Annotated in this window: 15 protein-coding genes; 2 read left to right on the plus strand and 13 right to left on the minus strand. The window is 27.1% G+C overall.

The window, feature by feature from the left end:
- Window positions 1-59: 59 nt before the first annotated feature.
- The 5 genes from NG918_RS13195 to NG918_RS13215 all read right to left on the minus strand — a co-directional run bounded on the left by NG918_RS13195 (window position 60) and on the right by NG918_RS13215 (window position 5,169).
- Complete coding sequence (locus tag NG918_RS13195) at window positions 60-2,039, minus strand: ABC transporter permease (protein WP_252226559.1); 1,980 nt, start codon at window positions 2,037-2,039, stop codon at window positions 60-62.
- Window positions 2,032-2,799 carry an ABC transporter ATP-binding protein gene (locus tag NG918_RS13200; protein WP_252226560.1) on the minus strand — a complete coding sequence of 256 codons (768 nt, stop codon included), beginning with the start codon at window positions 2,797-2,799 and terminating at the stop codon, window positions 2,032-2,034. The genes NG918_RS13195 and NG918_RS13200 overlap by 8 nt, the downstream gene beginning before the upstream one ends.
- Before the next feature lie 142 nt (window positions 2,800-2,941).
- Complete coding sequence (locus NG918_RS13205) at window positions 2,942-3,958, minus strand: sensor histidine kinase (protein WP_252226561.1); 1,017 nt, start codon at window positions 3,956-3,958, stop codon at window positions 2,942-2,944.
- Window position 3,959: 1 nt separating this feature from the next.
- Complete coding sequence (locus NG918_RS13210) at window positions 3,960-4,634, minus strand: response regulator transcription factor (protein ID WP_252226562.1); 675 nt, start codon at window positions 4,632-4,634, stop codon at window positions 3,960-3,962.
- A gap of 178 nt (window positions 4,635-4,812) precedes the next feature.
- A complete protein-coding gene (locus tag NG918_RS13215) occupies window positions 4,813-5,169 on the minus strand; it encodes a hypothetical protein (RefSeq protein WP_252226563.1) in 357 nt (118 codons plus the stop codon).
- A 257-nt stretch (window positions 5,170-5,426) separates the two neighbouring features.
- Between NG918_RS13215 and NG918_RS13220 the strand changes: the two genes are divergently transcribed.
- Window positions 5,427-5,771 (plus strand): hypothetical protein, encoded by a 345-nt coding sequence (locus NG918_RS13220; protein ID WP_252226565.1) that lies wholly within the window; start codon window positions 5,427-5,429, stop codon window positions 5,769-5,771.
- Window positions 5,772-5,875: 104 nt separating this feature from the next.
- On the opposite strand, the gene NG918_RS13225 is transcribed toward NG918_RS13220, so the two are convergent.
- Window positions 5,876-6,289, minus strand: a complete 414-nt coding sequence (locus NG918_RS13225; protein ID WP_252226567.1) for a MarR family winged helix-turn-helix transcriptional regulator — start codon at window positions 6,287-6,289, stop codon at window positions 5,876-5,878.
- A gap of 174 nt (window positions 6,290-6,463) precedes the next feature.
- Here NG918_RS13225 and NG918_RS13230 point away from each other — a divergent pair, with 174 nt between their 5' ends.
- Window positions 6,464-6,922 (plus strand): DUF2798 domain-containing protein, encoded by a 459-nt coding sequence (locus NG918_RS13230; protein WP_252226569.1) that lies wholly within the window; start codon window positions 6,464-6,466, stop codon window positions 6,920-6,922.
- A gap of 68 nt (window positions 6,923-6,990) precedes the next feature.
- On the opposite strand, the gene rbr is transcribed toward NG918_RS13230, so the two are convergent.
- From rbr to thiM, 7 genes are all read right to left on the minus strand, one after another.
- Window positions 6,991-7,581 carry a rubrerythrin gene (rbr, locus tag NG918_RS13235; RefSeq protein ID WP_252226574.1) on the minus strand — a complete coding sequence of 197 codons (591 nt, stop codon included), beginning with the start codon at window positions 7,579-7,581 and terminating at the stop codon, window positions 6,991-6,993.
- A gap of 277 nt (window positions 7,582-7,858) precedes the next feature.
- Window positions 7,859-8,818, minus strand: coding sequence for a patatin-like phospholipase family protein (locus NG918_RS13240; protein ID WP_252226580.1), 960 nt, complete (start codon window positions 8,816-8,818; stop codon window positions 7,859-7,861).
- Between the two features lie 403 nt (window positions 8,819-9,221).
- Complete coding sequence (locus NG918_RS13245; RefSeq protein ID WP_252211876.1) at window positions 9,222-9,584, minus strand: response regulator; 363 nt, start codon at window positions 9,582-9,584, stop codon at window positions 9,222-9,224.
- A gap of 75 nt (window positions 9,585-9,659) precedes the next feature.
- Window positions 9,660-12,509 (minus strand): response regulator, encoded by a 2,850-nt coding sequence (locus tag NG918_RS13250; protein ID WP_252211875.1) that lies wholly within the window; start codon window positions 12,507-12,509, stop codon window positions 9,660-9,662.
- Window positions 12,510-12,526: 17 nt separating this feature from the next.
- Window positions 12,527-13,597 (minus strand): HD-GYP domain-containing protein, encoded by a 1,071-nt coding sequence (locus NG918_RS13255; RefSeq protein ID WP_252226581.1) that lies wholly within the window; start codon window positions 13,595-13,597, stop codon window positions 12,527-12,529.
- 476 nt (window positions 13,598-14,073) lie between these two features.
- Window positions 14,074-14,706, minus strand: coding sequence for a thiamine phosphate synthase (gene thiE, locus NG918_RS13260; protein WP_252226582.1), 633 nt, complete (start codon window positions 14,704-14,706; stop codon window positions 14,074-14,076).
- Between the two features lie 82 nt (window positions 14,707-14,788).
- The gene (thiM, locus tag NG918_RS13265; RefSeq protein WP_252226583.1) at window positions 14,789-15,619 is read right to left on the minus strand and encodes a hydroxyethylthiazole kinase; all 831 of its coding nucleotides are present in this window, start codon (window positions 15,617-15,619) and stop codon (window positions 14,789-14,791) included.
- Window positions 15,620-15,651 lie beyond the last annotated feature (32 nt).

Below are 15,651 nucleotides of genomic sequence, written 5' to 3' on the forward strand. Positions count from 1 at the left end.
TTTTTAAAACTAAAAAGTACTATTTAGATACAATTACATCTAAATAGTACTTTCATTATTTAATCTTCTTGTTGAACAATATTATAATAGGTTTTTGCTGTTAATTTATAGACTAATATATAAACTATAGCAAAAGTAATCATTGTTCCTAAAGTACATTGTAAAAATAGACTTGTATTGCTTATTGCAAATAAAGCTAACATTTTTTTCATTACTTTGAAGGCAAAAACAATATGAATTACAGCTGTAACTAGTGGTAAGAAAAATACCATTAATATTTGTTTACTAATAGTCTTTTTAACTTCTCTTTTACTCATACCAACTTTTTGCATTATCTTAAATCTTTCACTATCATCATAGCCTTCTGAAATTTGCTTATAATAGATTATTAAAACTGTAGCCATTGTAAATAATAATCCTAAAAAAACACCTATAAATAAGAATCCGCCATTAAATGTATAAAAATCTTCCCTTTCAGTATATATACTATGACAATTCCATTTAGCCACATTGTTAACCTTAGCCTTCAAATTATCAGAGAAATTCATAATAGAATTATTATTTTCTCCTTGAATATCAAAAGCAACATTATAGCTCATAGCCTCTAATTCTTTATGATTCATGTCTTTATATATTTCTTTTAGAATGCTTTCATCTTTTGCAATAATATAATATTCCTTAATCATAGGATTATCTTGCTTTTTTGATATTTTTAATTCATTTAATTCTTCTTTTATATTAAAATTTCTATTTCCAAGAGTTATAGAATTTTTTTCAAAATTATCTTCTACAGAAAATATAAGAACTTCATTGTTATCTAGAGAAACCTTTTGTCCTTCCAATTTATTATAATCATCTAATGTTAAAAATGCTAAAGACATCATATTTCCCATACTAGACATATTAGGTTCTGTAACTTCAAATGTTTCTCCATTTTCTCTTACCATCATATCTATAGAATTAAAAGTTAATTCATTTTTTAAATTTACATTATTAGCTTGTGATTCTTGATTTATCATCATATTAATTTTATCAATATTTTCTTTTGTTGATTTATCTAATGATATATTCACATCTTGAGTATATTTATTTCTAAGGCTGTCCTCTTGGCCTACATATAAACATACTGTAGTAGATACTGTTAATAGCACTGCTGTGCTAAGAATACATATATTAGCAAGTCCTATAGCATTTTGCTTCATTCTATATATCATTCCTGATACTGAAATAAAGTTATTTGTCTTATAAAAAAACTTCTTATTCTTTTTTAATAATTTTAATAAAGCTATACTACCAGCTCTAAAAGTACTATATGTTCCAGCCATTACTAAAAGTACAGCAATAAAAAATACTGTAATGGCAGCTATTGGAGATTCCACTGTAAGGGCTATACCATAGCCTACCATCAATTCAATAATTCCTGAAATAGCCAACAATTTTGATGTTTTTGGTACTCTTTCTCCCTTTTCTCCACCTTTTAATAATTCTATAGGATTAGAGATTTTAACTTCTATAAAATTTTTAATTAATATAGCTATAAAAGTTATAATAAAAATCTTGACTGTAGAAATTATTGCTGGAATTGATATTGAAAAAGATAATGTAACTTCAAATTTTATTAAATTAAGCAATATTAAAAACAATAACTTGCTTATTATAATTCCACCTATTAATCCTAAAACTAAACTTATAATCGCTACTATTAATGTTTCAAAAAAGAGTACTTTTGCAATATGCTTTTTTTCCATTCCAAGAATATTATAAAGCCCAATTTCTTTTTTTCTACGCTTTATTAGAAAACTATTAGTATAAAATAGAAATATTATAGAAAATATAGCTATTACATACGATGTAAATCCTAATAATGTTTTTAATGCATCAGCACCTCTCATTGTGTCTAATCCTTTGTTTAATACCATAGACTTCATAGTATAAAATGTAATTACTGCACAAATTGCCGCTATAACATAAGGAAAATAAGTCTTACCATTCTTCTTCAAATTAGTCAGAGCTAATTTAAAATAAAATGAATTATTCAATTTCAGCACCTCCTGTTGTTAAAACAGTAAGACTGTCTGAAATCTTTTGATACATTTCATCATTTTTCATAGACCCACGATAAATTTGATGAAAAAGCTTTCCATCCTTTATAAATAACACACGATTAGCATGACTAGCTGCTTTAGTACTATGAGTAACCATTACTATTGTTTGACCTGCTTTATTTATATCTGAAAATAAATTTAATAATTCAGTAGATGATTTTGAGTCCAATGCTCCTGTTGGTTCATCTGCTAATACTAATTTAGGATCTGTTATAAGTGCTCTTGCCACTGCTGCTCTTTGCTTTTGTCCTCCGGATACTTCATATGGATACTTTTCTAATAGATCTCTAATCCCCAATTTACTCGCAATTGGTTTTAATCTTTCATTCATCTCTTTATATTCTTTTCCTGATAACACCAAAGGTAAAAATATATTGTCCTTTAATGAAAATGTATCAAGTAAATTAAAATCCTGAAATACAAATCCTAAATGATTTCTACGAAAAGCAGAAATTTCTTTTTCATTTATATTAACAATATTATTTCCTTCTAATAAAACTTCACCACTTGTTGGTTTATCTAATGATGCTAATATATTAAGTAAAGTAGTTTTACCTGAACCTGATTCTCCCATAATAGCAACATATTCTCCCTCTTCCACTGAAAATGAAATATCAGATAATGCCTCTACCTTATTTCCACCAAATCTTGTAGTATATATCTTCTTTAAATTTTTAACTTCTAATAATGCCATTTATTATTACCTCCAAATATTTTTTAATGTACCTTATTACAAATTAAGTATAATAAAAAAAGAAATGTATTGCCTTAATATTGACTTACATTTCTTCTTTTAACCTTACATATGTGTAAGATTAGGCACATGTGATTGTCCCTTACTCTATTTCAATCTTGTTTCTTGAAAAATCAATAGCTACAATTGTTCCTTTTCCTACTTGTGAGGTAATAAATATTTTATGAGAAAGATTATTTAAAATATTCTTACATAAATATAGCCCTATACCTGTAGACTTCTTATTCATTCTACCATTATATCCTGTAAATCCTTTTTCAAATACTCTAGGTATGTCCTCTTCTTCTATTCCAATTCCAGTATCCTTAATTATTAAAGTATCTTTATTTTGTTTATCCATATAAATAAAAATTGTACCTTCTTTAGTATATTTTAATGCATTAGATAAAATCTGTTCTAATACAAATGTAAGCCACTTTTCATCAGTTATCACTCTATAATCTATTTCCTCTAAATCCAATTTAATCTTCTTATTAATAAACATTAAAGCATGTTTCTTAACTACTTGATGAAGAATATTTTGTAAATTATATTCTTCTAATCTTAAATCAGAAGACATACTTTCTAATCTAAGATAATGAAGTACCATCTCAACATATTGCTCTATCTTAAATACTTCTTGATTCATAAGTTTCTTGTTTTCACATGAATCCATAGATTGTAAAATCATATGTAATGCAGAAATAGGTGTTTTTATTTGATGTACCCACATTGTATAATAATCTATCATTTCACTACGATTATTATTAATCTTATACTCTAATTCTGCATTATTATTATATATTTTTTTAATAATCTCTTGGTAATCTTCTTCTATCAATTTATTATTTTCTGGCATCTTTTCTAATTTATCTTCTACTGTATTAAAAATATATTTTAAAAACATATGCTTATTATAAAATCTATAAAAATCATATAAGCTAAATAGAAACCCTAATGTAATTGTTAATAAACTAGCATATAAAACAGGTTCTAACGGAAGATGATATAATAAATATACAACTAAAAATATACTAATAAATATAAAAAATGTACAAATAATCTTTATTCTTTCTTTAAAATAAGAGAATATCATAAAAAAAATAGATTCTTTTTGCATACTAATCACCTACCATATAACCAATTCCTTTTTTAGTTTTAATAAAATCTTTAAGCCCTATATCCTCTAACTTTTTTCTAAGCCTAGTTACATTAACAGTTAATGTATTATCATCAATAAAACTGTCACTATTCCAAAGATGATTCATAATATCGTCACGAGAAACAGCTTTATTTTTGTTTTCTAAAAGTATTTGTAATATCTTAAACTCATTTTTACTTAATTCTAATTTATCATCCTTATAAGTAAGAGTTGTATCCCCTAAATTAAGAACTGCTCCATTACTTTCTAATATATTTACTTTTCCTTGAAATGAATAAGTTCTTCTAATTAATGCTTGTATTTTTGCAACTACTACATTTAAATCAAAAGGCTTGGCAATAAAGTCATCAGCACCCATATTAATAGCCATTATTAGATTCATATTATCACTAGCAGATGAAGCAAAAATTATTGGTACCTTTGATATTTTTCTAATTTCTGTACACCAATGAAATCCATTATAAAAAGGTAATGTAATATCTAATATTACTAATTGTGGATCATACTTAGTAAATTCTTCCATAACATTATTAAAATCAGAAATAATTTCTGCCCCATATCCCCATTTGCATAAATAATTTTTCAAAATACTTGCTATAGTTAAATCATCTTCTACAATTAATATCTTATACATTATGTCTACTCCTATATCTTAAATTTTTTCTATTATTATTCTGTTAAATGCTCTAACATTTCCTAATTATACCTTATTATTAATAATAAGATAACTCTTTTCTAATCTATTAAGCAATATTAAATAAGAACTAGTAACATTAAGCATAATTTAAGTTACTAGTTCTTATATGAGTTATTTATTTTCTTTTCTTTTTAAATATTTTTCCTAATGCTTCAAAACAATTTATAAAATTAATGCTCTCTTTTGCATCTTTTATAGACTGTCTAAATTCTTCATCTCTATAGTTGCATTTTTCTGCTTTATAAACATCTTTCCCATCAATAGAAACAGTAAAATTATATATATTATTCTTTCCATCTATTTTTATTGCTTCACCTTTTCTAAGTTGAATAATCAAATTAAATGTATTTACTTTCTTATTATCTTTTGTAATTTCTTTTTGTTCAGATTTTAGTATTATCCCTATTTTAGCCCTACTTACATAGTGCTCTATATCCTTAATTACTTGTGAATTATATTTACTAAAGTCCATTGTAGCTCCCTCCAATCAATATTCTGTAAGTTATAACCTTTTTACAAATATATTCTGTTAAGTATATTTGTATTACAGATATATGATATTAAAAAACTTCAATAGAAATATCGCTTTATTTTAAATATATCTATACTTTATTTATATATAATTTTTATCTAATTTGTATAGTTATTTGTATAGTTATTTTTAAAATAATAGTAATAATATTATCTAAATAAAGAACACTACTAAGGAAAGGATGTGAAATATATATAATGAAAAAATTACTTATTTTTATTTTTATTATTTTTTGTATAATCATAAATACACCTTTAAAAGCCAGTGCATATAAAAGTGAACCAGTTCCTACTGCAAAAATTTACACTGAAGGTATATATCATTTTGATAGAAGTATTGGACAAAAAGTAACATTAAGATTAATCACACCTGAGAAACCAATAACTGTAATAATAATAGAAGATTCAAATGATAAATTAAAATACTATTTTAATCTTAATAATAATATTAATTTGACAAATGTATTCTTAAATATTCCAATAGATAAACATACTGTAATATTAAAAGGTGAAGGTCAACTTTCTCTTACATTTGAAGAATAATTTTTATTAATCTAAAATAAAAAGCCGTTATGGACTAATGACATAACTCATTCCATAACAGCTTATTTTTTGTATTACAGATATATATTACTCTTATAGTATTATTATTTTATCCATCTCTTATTTAACAATTCTTTAAGCATTCTTATATTTTCCTCACCTAAAACATCAGAAATTTCTTTTTCTATACTCTCCTTTAATTCTTTGCTTCTTCTACAATAATCTTTACCTTTCTCTGTTAGATCTGTATATTTATTATTGCTTTCATCTATTACAAATTTTAAGTATCCTCTTAGCTCTAATTTTTTAGCACATTTATACATGGCTTGACGAGATATATTAGCTTGCCTAGCAACTTCAGCAATAGATATCTTACCCATTTCAATTTTAGCTAAAAAAAGTGCTTCAGTATGAGAAATCTCCTCATCTTCTACAGCTTCCCATCTATCTTCCACTTCACGTCTGAGTACAATATGTTTTTCGCTTATTAAATCTATTATATTTAAATTACTCTTCATCATTCTCACCTTATTCTTCATTTTCATATATTGTAACATATATTTTTCTGCATTTCAGATTTAATAAGTACCGCATCAAGTCAACTAAGTTGACACAATGCAGAATAATTGTTATAATTCATTTTGTCAACTTAGTTGACTTTAAAATATTTAATATGGGGGAAAATTTTTATTATGGGACAAACAAAATTACAAAAATTTATTTTTACTTTAATGATGTGCTTCGGTATGGTTTTAGGTATGACCATTTATAATATGATATTAAATGAAGGCTTTCATAGTCAATTCTTTAATAATCTTTTAAAAGATTTTTGGCTTGGATTTATTGTTGCACTTTTATTAGATGTGTTTATTGTTGGTAAAATTGCAAAACCAATTGCACTAAAAATTGTGAAACCTAATAACGAAACTAAACCAATTAAGGTTATATTAACTATCTCATCATGTATGGTAATAGGTATGGTGATTTGTATGTCTATGTATGGTGCTATAACAGCTGTTGGCTTTAATAGTGGAGCATTAAAAATTTATCCATTATGTATTATTAGAAACTTTATTATGGCGTTACCTCTTAATATGCTTATTGTATCTCCAGTTGTAAGATTATCATTTAATAAAGTATTTTCTAATTAATCAAAAAAGACTATTACCATTTTATAATTAACAATAAATAGTAATAGCCTTTTTTAATTTAACAATCTTTATTCAAAAGGTGAATTTTTAAATGGAATAAAAAATCCTTTAGGATGCACACAAACAGGGCATACTTCTGGTGCTTCTGTTCCTTCATAAATATATCCACAATTAGTACACATCCATTGTTCATTATTAATTTTCTTAAATAGATTACCACTTTCTAATTCATCGGCATATTTTTTGAATCTATTAGAATGAATTTTTTCGATTGAAGCTATCTTATCAAATAATGTTCCAATTTCATCAAATCCTTCTTCTCTTGCAATTTTTGCAAAACCACTATAAATATCATCATGTTCAGCTGCTTCATGCTTTTCTGCTGCTCTTAAAAGAACTAATGTACTTGTTTCTACTTCTGCTGGATACGCTGCTGTTATAGTAATGTCTTCTCCTGAAAATTCTTTTAATCTTTTCATAAATTCTTTTGCATGAGCTTTTTCTTGATTTGCTGTATAGTTAAATAAATCTTGTAAAATAGAATATCCTTCTTTCTTAGCCACTGATGCAGCAATGTTATATCTATTTCTTGCCTGACTTTCTCCCGCAAATGCTCTCATTAAATTTTCTTTAGTTTGACTTTCGTTAAAATTATTCATAAATATATACCTCCTTGTATGATCTAGTTTTAATATTTGATAGAAAACTATTTATCTTTCTAACGAACATTATACTTCTTAATATTTTTAATATTCTTATTATTTGAAGATTAAAAATAATTATTCTTTACTTGTGTAATAATAAAAATAAATGTATCAACCAAATTAAAAGGAGCGATCTCAGCTAATGATTTGAAAAATCATTCTAAGATAGCTCCTTTTATTTTCATTGCTATTTCTTTAACTAAAATTATGCTCTAACTTCAAATACAGATTTTTATGCTGCATCTCTATAATTCTTGACATACTTTCCAAAATCCCATTCTTTTAAGAACTTTTCAGTGCTATCATATCCAGATTTATATAATGCTAAACTCTTTTCTTTTGATAAGTCAAAATCTGTTGTGCTCACTCCAAGTGTTGGTATATCTATTGTTCTAACTAAATCCTTATCTCTAATATAATTATCTTCACTATTATGACTAAAAATGCAAGTGCTTAATACATCATATGAATAGTATAAGAAATTAGTCTTACCTTGTGCTGTATAACTTAACTCATTCTCATCAAGGTTAAATCCAAATGTAGGATATTCTGGTTTACCTTCCGAATCAAATATCCATATAGGATAATTAGATAAAATTCCACCATCCACAATAAAATTAGTACCTTTATCAGTATTTAATTCTACTGGCTTAAAGAAGAATGGAATACTCATGCTCATTCTTACAGCTTTTGATATTTCAAATTCCATAGGATCTATTCCATATTTTTTAAGATCATCAGGCAATATTAACATAGTGCTATTAGTTATATCAGCAGCGATTATTTTTAATCTTGACTTACCATTGACACATACATCCTTAAATTTAGTTTTTGATTTTGCTTTAAGAAGCTTGTCTATCCATTTTTCAAAGTAATCTCCACTATAAAAACCTTTTTCTGTAAATAAATTGTACATATGAGATGCTTTTTCTAATATATTGCCAGTACTTAATATAGATATATTTTTATCTAAGAAATTATTATAATCTGTATTAAGCATAATCTCTTTTACTTCTGCTGCTGTATATCCTACTGCTAAAAGTGCTGATATTATAGCTCCTGCTGATGTTCCTGCACATCTTTCTATTGAATATCCGTTCTCCTCAAGTTTAGCTATGGCTCCTACGAAAGCTACACCTTTTACTCCTCCGCCTTCAAATACAGCATCAAATTTCTTGTTATAATTATTCATATTTATCATCCCTTCTTATAAATTAAGTTTATTTTTGAAGATTTTTTCAATCGATTGTGTTGTCTTCTATATACTAAAAGATCTCTTCAATTCAAAATGTAAACTTTAATTTATAAAAATTTAAAATATGAAATGTAATAACTTATCATTTCTTTTATATATCTTATAAACTATTTTCGCTAATAGATAAATTACAGGTTGTTATTAATCTTGAGATTAAACGCAAACAAAAAGATGCCCCATCCTCGCAAGATTAGCATCCTTTTTGTTAACATATTCCGTTAAATCCAATATCCCTAAAACAAAATAAGCACTATGCGAAAGCGACTAACACCAAATGTAATATTTGGATTATCTGCTTTTGTTTTAAGGATTGATTAGTGTTATCATCACTAGGCTTTTTTTATTTATATTCTTCTAATGTCTTTAATATAGTCTCAGTATCGAATGGTTTCTTAATATAACTCTTAGCTCCCAATTCAATACATTCATCTTTAAAATTTTCGTATCCCGACGCTGATACAATAATTACAACTGCTTCAGGATCAATACTCATTATATCAATTAATGTATCAATACCTTCCCTCATAACCGCAGAAATATTCAAATCTAAAGTTACAATATCTGGTTTCTCAGTTTTAAACATCTCTATTGCATCATCTTTAGTTGATGCCTCAAATATCGTATACGAACCTCCTTTTTGAATAATTTTTTTTAAAAACATTCGCATATATGATGAATCATCAATGATTAATACCTTTTTCATACTAAAAACTCCCCTATATCTCTTATTTTTTTAAATTTAATTACTAAATTTTTGAGTATCACCTAATGCATCTACTTAATAAAACAACTCCTTTATTTTAATAAAAAGCCTAGCACATTCATCTATTTCTCTTTTCGTAGTTTTTTCCTCAAGCTTTATTGCTAATTCATAAATAGACGTTATTCTTAAAGTTCCAGTGGAACCTTTTAACTCATGAGTCAACTTTGCTAATTTCTTAAAATCATTACTTTCAATGGCATCATTAATACCTGCCAATAAATTTGGCAAATATTTTATATAGTCTTCAAATATTTCTCTCGCATCATCTTTTTCAAGTCCTGTGATTTCAACAAAATGATCAATATTATTATCTATTATACTAATATAATCAGCTCTAAGCTCCCTCTCTTTAATATTCACTTCTATCATATTAAACATAGTATCAAAATTAATAGGCTTGCTAATATACTCGTCCATTCCAGATTCAATACACTTTTCTGAGTCACCTTCCATGGCATTAGCAGTCATTGCAATAATTGTAGTATGCTTTTTATCTCCTTCAATCAACCTTATTTTAGATGTACATTCATATCCATCCATTATTGGCATCTGGCAATCCATAAAAACAACATCATAATCTTTTTCTGACACTGCTTTTAATGCTTCACTACCATCTACAGCCACATCACAAGTCATATTACGAGATTTAAGCATACTTATAACAATTTTACGATTCATTTCATTGTCTTCAACCAATAAAATCCTCGGTTTTAATGCATTCTTAACTTCTTTAACTACATGTTTCATTATAACTTGATGTTCTTCTTTATCTTCTTTTTTCAATCCCAATGCCATAGCAATACAAGCAAGTAAGTCGTCTCTTCTTACAGGCTTACCCAAATACGATGAAAAGCCATATTCCTTTGCAACTTTAGCCTCTACTTTTTGAGCTACTGAAGTTAAAAGTATTAGTTTAATATCCTTTGCAAAAGGTATTGTTTTTAATGTAGTTGCAAGTTCATAAGCACTCATATCAGACATTTGGTAGTTTATAATAGCAACACTTATTTTGTTTTCTGTATTTGCATTTGAAAAAATTGTGGTCATAGCACTAGTAGCATTTTGGGCTTCAAATACCTTTAAACCATTTCCTTGAATATATGAACTCATAATTTTCCTATTATTCGTATTATCATCAACAATCAAAATATTCACACCATTAAGCTTTTCAAACGCAAATTTCTGCTCTGAAGCTCTCTTAGTAATCTTCAATCTCACATTAAATTTGAAAGTAGATCCTTCCCCTAGTACACTTTCAACATGAATTTTACCACCCATCATTTTGACCAATTCATTAGATATCGCAAGTCCGAGTCCTGTTCCTCCATACTTTCTAGTTGTAGAAGAATCCCCTTGGCTAAAAGATTGAAAGATTGTATTAATATGGTCCTTATGAATTCCAATTCCAGTGTCCTTTACTTGAAAATTAAGCATGGCTGTTCCATTCTCTTCTTCTAAACAATCAACTGTAACAGAAATCTCACCACATTCAGTAAATTTTACTGCATTACTTATAAGATTATTTAATATCTGGCTAAGCCTTGCTGGATCGCCAACAACCTCTTCAGGAACACCTAGGTTAATCATAGTATAAAGTTGAACTCCTTTTTCTGCTGCCTTATGAGCAAGGAGAGAAACTGCATCTTCAATAATATTTCTTAAGTTAAAACCAATATTCTCCATAGTTAACTTTCTAGCTTCGATCTTTGAAAAATCCAATATATCATTAATAATATGTAATAATATCTCTGAAGCGGCTTTTGCTTCACGTATAAATTCTTTTTGTTCTAAAGACATATTAGTTGATTTCAACAATTCAAGAAATCCTAATATTCCATTCATTGGTGTTCTTATTTCATGAGACATATTGGCAAGGAACTGACCCTTTGCTATATTGGCTGCTTCTGCCTGTTCTTTTGCCTTGTATAGCTCAGTTTCTGCTATCCTCTGCTCTGTAATGTCGTCAGCAGTACAAATAATAAACTTAATATTACCTACTTCATCTCTCTGGGGCTTACTTTTAATTTTAAGTAACCTATTTTCACCTTTCCAATTCTTAATCTCAAGTTCTTTTTCTGCCGGCTCATTTTTTTGAAATAAATCCCAGTTATTTTCAGACAACTTATTTGCAGTATCTATATCAAATATATCGTATAAATCTTGATACTCTAAGTTCTTTTTCTTCTTTCCAAAAAATTTTGCATGAGCTTCATTAACAGTTGCATAAGAAGTAACATTCCTCAAAGCCCAAATCTGTGATTCAGAATTATTGAGTAAAATTGCTTGTCCATTAAGAGTTGATTCATACGCTTTTTCATTTATAATTCTTGCTCTTGTATATGAAAAAGCTCTTGAAATATCTCTTAATATTTTTACTTGATCCTCTTCCCATATAATAGGTTTTGACAAACTTTCATAGCCTATAAACCCAATTAATTTGTTTTCATTTTTTAATGGAATTATAAGAGAAGCTTTTATTCCTTCCTTTAAAAAGGCTTCTTCTTCAAATACCGCTTCAGCAGGAAGCTCATCCATATTATTTATTGCAACAAAATCATTATTCTTAATCTCACGTATAAGCCATGGAAGAGCATAAACTACCTCATCTTGTTGTATTTCTCTTTTTGGTTTTATATCTTTTTTATTCCATTGACATTCTATTTGCATAAAAGTAGGGTCTTCAGAAAAATAATAGATATAAATTCTATCCAATTCAAAAAGCAAACCAATTTCTTCTAATGATTTTTTTAACTCAATCTGATAATTAATACTATCTACATCTAAAAATTTCTGAAAAGTATAATTAATTAATTTTAGACAATCATATGAATGTCTAATATTTGTGTACTTATCTTCATAACTCATAAAATCCCTCCAAAAATCTAAATTTCACAAGTTTTTGTAATAAAAATAGTTAATTCTTCTAATAAATCAATTTCATAAGGTTCTAAAAGCATATTTCCTACTTTATCATATATAACTTTTACCACAGGTCGCATTGGCATTGAGTTATTTTGCCTTACAACTAAACCCTTTTCATTTGAACTTAAAATAACTCCACAACCAGTTGGAAATGCAGCTATATTACTAGTAAATTTTTCCACTATTTCTGCATCAAAATAAATGTTACTCATACCTACAAGATATTCAATAACCTCAGATATAGTTTTACTTTCCTCCATATTTCTACCTGATATCAAATTATCAAATACATCACATATAGATACTATCTTTGCAATTTGATTTATTTCATCACATTTTAATTTTAAAGGATAACCACTACCATCACTTCTTTCATGATGCATTAAGGCAACTACCTTGACAGATGCATTCCAAATATACTGCTCTCCTAAAAAATCATATCCAACCTTTGGATGCATTAATCTAATATATTTATCTAATTCTTCCTTAGTCTTAAACTCTGCTAAAAGTTTCTTATCATTCATAATTTTTATCTTACCTATATCGTGCAGTAATGCACCTGCTGCTATATCTTTAAGCTTTAACATACTGTATCCCATATGAGTTCCTATTATTGTAGACAATACACATACATTTACCGAATGCGAATATATATTGTTATCACTTGTACTTATTTCTCCAACATTTATCAAAACACTTTTATTTAATAGTACATCTTCAATAACTGAGTTAACTGAATTCATAACACTTCTATTATCAGTCTTTCCTTCACGACAATATGTTTGAATCATTTGCTTAACAGCATGTTTGCTCATTTGCCTTGTTTTTTGAGAAATGCTTTCTTCAATAATAACATCTTTTGATATATCATCATTAATGTACACTGAATTAATTCCCATTTCTTTAATTTTTTCAATATAATAAGGTTTTAATTTTACTCCAACATTAAGTAAAACCCTGCCTAATTCATCATAAATCTGCCTTCCTAGAATTTCATCTCCTTTGAGGCTCGAGACATTAACAACTCTCATATATCCCTCCAACTTAAATAATTAATTTTTTACTGAATAGTGAAAGTTTCTTATAAAATATACATATCTTTCACACTAAAAATATAGTAATGCTTTAATCACTAAATACAAAAGAAAAACATTATCAGTAACGATTATTATTTAAATATACTAGCATACTCTTACATTTTTAACTACATAAAAAATGTATAAATTACTAATAATATTCTTTCTAACATTATTCTAAACTTTCATACAGTACATTTTATATTTCGTTCTTCTATCCTTCTCCTTGAAGCCTTTATCCTTAATTTTCAATTATTCATTGTATATTGTCAACTTTAAAAACATCTAATATCAGACTTTATCAACATTTCATGGTTCAAAAGTCCTATAAATTCCTATCAATATAAAAATAGCCTTAAACAAGTATTTTCAATGTTTAAGACTACTTTTTGTATTTACTTATGGTATGATTTTATATAAATAATTCTAAACTATCTAATTTTTAAAAATTCTTCTTTTAATTCTCTTGTGGCTTTTTCAATATCTTTTTGTGCTATAATAGCCGATACTATAGCTAATCCGTCTATATTTGTTTCCTTAAAATCTTTAACTCGTTCTTTATTTATCCCACCTATTCCAACTACAGGTATTGATACTTTTTTCATTATTTTCTTTAATTCATTCATAGTTGTTGACGTTGCATCTTTCTTAGTTCCAGTTGAATACATTGCTCCAACCCCTATATAATCTGCGCTATCTTTTTGTGCCTTTAAGGCTTCATCTAAATTACCAGCTGAAACTCCAAGAATTTTATCTTCTCCAATTATATTTCTCACAATAGTTGCTGGTAAATCGCTTTGTCCTATATGAATTCCATCTGCATCAACAGCTAAAGCTATATCAACTCTATCATTTATTATTAATGGTATATTGTATTTTTGTGTTATTTTTTTTATTTTTAATGCTGTTTCATAAAAATCATGCGATGAACATTCTTTTTCTCTTAGTTGAACTAATGTAGCTCCTCCAAGTATTGATTGTTCTACAGCCTCCTCTAAAGTTTCAGTGCTCATTAAATCCCTATCTGTAACAAGATAAATACTGTAATCTATTTTATTATTCATAAACTCTCCTCATTTCAATAACATATTTTTAAATTCCACAATTGAATTTATTCCTATACTATCAATTTTCAATTCTCACTTCTCAATTAATCTTTACCCTCGCCTTTTCCTTTATAATATTTTCATTCATCATACTAATAGCATCAATAAGTGAAATGTGGAAAGTTCCCATTCCAATTCCCTTAGATTTTTCATACGCAATTTCACCACTTATACCCATTGTTAAAATTGCACATATGGCTGCTATAAAATAATCATCACTAGCTCCAGCAAAGACCCCACATAATGCACTACTCATGCATCCTGTCCCAGTAACATTTGCAAGCATTTTATGGCCATTAGATAAAACTACATTTCTTTTTCCATCTGAAATAATATCATCTACTCCTGTAATTGCTACTGTACAATTTAATTTTTTTGCTAACTCTTGTGCTACTATTACTTTTTTATCATTACTCATGTTCATATCACTTTCCGAAGCATCAACACCTTTTGTTTCAGAACTTAATCCACATATAAATTTTATTTCAGAAATGTTTCCCCTAATTATATCTATCTTCACTTCACTCAATATCTTTTCTGCACTTTCATTTCTAAAATTAGCTACTCCAGCTCCAACTGGATCAAAAATAACTGGCACATTATTTTTATTAGCACTCTTTCCTGCAAGAATCATAGCTTCAACCATATCATCACTTATAACTCCCATATTCAAAACTACTGCTGATGAAATACTTGCAATTTCTTCAACTTCTTTAACATAATCAGCCATAGTTGGAGAACCACCAACTGCTAAAATCACATTTGCACAATCTGTAGCTGTTATATAATTAGTTATGCTATGCACTAATGGTTTCTTTACCCTAACCTCTTCTAATAAACTTCCAACCTTATCTAATATTTCATTAATCATTAATTTCACATCCCCATTTCTTAATCATAGTA

Origin of the sequence: Clostridium sp. ZBS2, assembly GCF_023845855.1 — a bacterium.
In the GTDB taxonomy this organism is placed as follows: Bacteria; Bacillota; Clostridia; order Clostridiales; family Clostridiaceae; genus Clostridium; species Clostridium aquiflavi.